Annotated in this window: 3 protein-coding genes; 2 read left to right on the top strand and 1 reads right to left on the bottom strand. The window is 71.6% G+C overall.

What is annotated here, in order from left to right:
* Nucleotides 1-267: FAD-dependent monooxygenase (locus tag AB0G02_RS40725; protein WP_360806048.1), on the bottom strand; the 267-nt coding region annotated here is incomplete at its 3' end.
* A gap of 48 nt (nt 268-315) precedes the next feature.
* Here AB0G02_RS40725 and AB0G02_RS40720 point away from each other — a divergent pair.
* Together AB0G02_RS40720 and AB0G02_RS40715 are read left to right on the top strand one after the other, a co-directional pair.
* Nucleotides 316-927 (top strand): TetR/AcrR family transcriptional regulator, encoded by a 612-nt coding sequence (locus tag AB0G02_RS40720; protein WP_360806045.1) that lies wholly within the window; start codon nt 316-318, stop codon nt 925-927.
* Between the two features lie 99 nt (nt 928-1,026).
* Nucleotides 1,027-1,306, top strand: a 280-nt coding sequence (locus AB0G02_RS40715; protein WP_360806042.1) for a hypothetical protein, incomplete at its 3' end; no start/stop codon positions are given.

Below are 1,306 nucleotides of genomic sequence, written 5' to 3'. Positions count from 1 at the left end.
CGCGGGCCGACCGGCCCCGGCGGGCAGGGCGGACAGGAAGGCGCGTGCCTGGTCGAACGACTCCTGTTGCGCCGCAACGAGTTCGGGCAGCAGGCCGCGGCGGTAGAACGCCTCGGCCGTCGGGGTGTTGACGGAGCCCGCCTTGATGGTCCGGTCCGGTTCGGTCAGCCGTTCCAGCACGGCCACGGCGACGCCGTGCAGCCGCAGTTCGCAGGCGAGCGCGAGCCCGGCGGGCCCGGCTCCGGAGATGATCACGTCGAAGTCCACCCCACAAAGTTATACCCGACTCAAAAATTAGTCGAGTAAACTGCCCGCATGGCATCGCTGCGGGAGCGCAAGAAGGCGGAGACCAGGCAGCGCATCGCGGACGTGGCCACCCCCATGTTCGTCGCGCGCGGGTTCGACAACGTCACCATCACCGACATCGCCGACGCGGCGGGCGTGTCCAAGGTGACGGTCTTCAACTACTTCTCGCGCAAGGAGGACATCTTCTTCGACCGCATCCCCGAGGCGAAGGGCCTGCTCACCGAGGCGTTGCAGGACCGGGCCGAGGGCGAGTCGCCGGTGCGGGCCGTGCGCCGGCTGCTGCTGCGCCTGGCCGGCGAAGGTCACCCGCTGGGCGGTTTCCAGGACCGCTACCTCTCCTTCTGGCGCACGGTCCTGGGCTCCTCGGCGCTGCGGGCGCGCGCCCGGGAGGCGCTGGAGGAGGTCGAGGACCACCTGGCGGACCTGTTCACCGCCGCCCACGACCCGCACCCGCGGCTCTCCGCCGCCCTCGTCATCGCCGCGTACCGGTCGGCGTTCACGTCCGGCGTCCGGCGGATGCTGACAGGCGACCGGGCGGTCGACGTGACCGCCGATCACGTCGCCGCCGTCGAGCACGCCTTCGACGTCCTGGCCGAGGGCTTGGCTCAGGGCCGGCGGTAAGGTCCGGGGCGCTCGCTCGACGTCCGACCCGCCGGAAGGCGGTGCGTGCGCCGTCGTTGGGTCGCGGTTCGCTGTCGTCGGTCCAGGGGGAGGTGGCGCGTGGGTGCGTCCGATTGGCGTTACCACGTCGGCTACCAGCCGGACGTCGGTCGAGCGTTCGCGGAGATCCAGCAGGAGGTGCCGGCGAACGGCGACTACTACCGCGGTCTCGGTGACCGGCACGCGTCCGCCTCGGCGGCCGACCTCGAAGCCGCGCGGCACACCGAGGTGTTCTGGGAGGAGGACGACGCCGCGCTCGGTGTTCAGCCGGAAGAACTCGCGCCACCCGTCGGGGTACACCCAGGCGATGGGGGCGTTCACCAGCCCCCACGTCGCCACC

This window comes from Actinosynnema sp. NPDC023658 (assembly GCF_040639995.1).
In the GTDB taxonomy this organism is placed as follows: domain Bacteria; phylum Actinomycetota; class Actinomycetes; order Mycobacteriales; family Pseudonocardiaceae; genus Actinosynnema.
This window is presented reverse-complemented; position numbering and strand designations above follow the sequence as displayed.

Excerpts from the sequence above, each read along its gene's own strand:
- AB0G02_RS40720 (WP_360806045.1), top strand. The coding sequence starts at position 316 with ATGGCATCGCTGCGGGAGCGCAAGAAGGCGGAGACCAGGCAGCGCATC.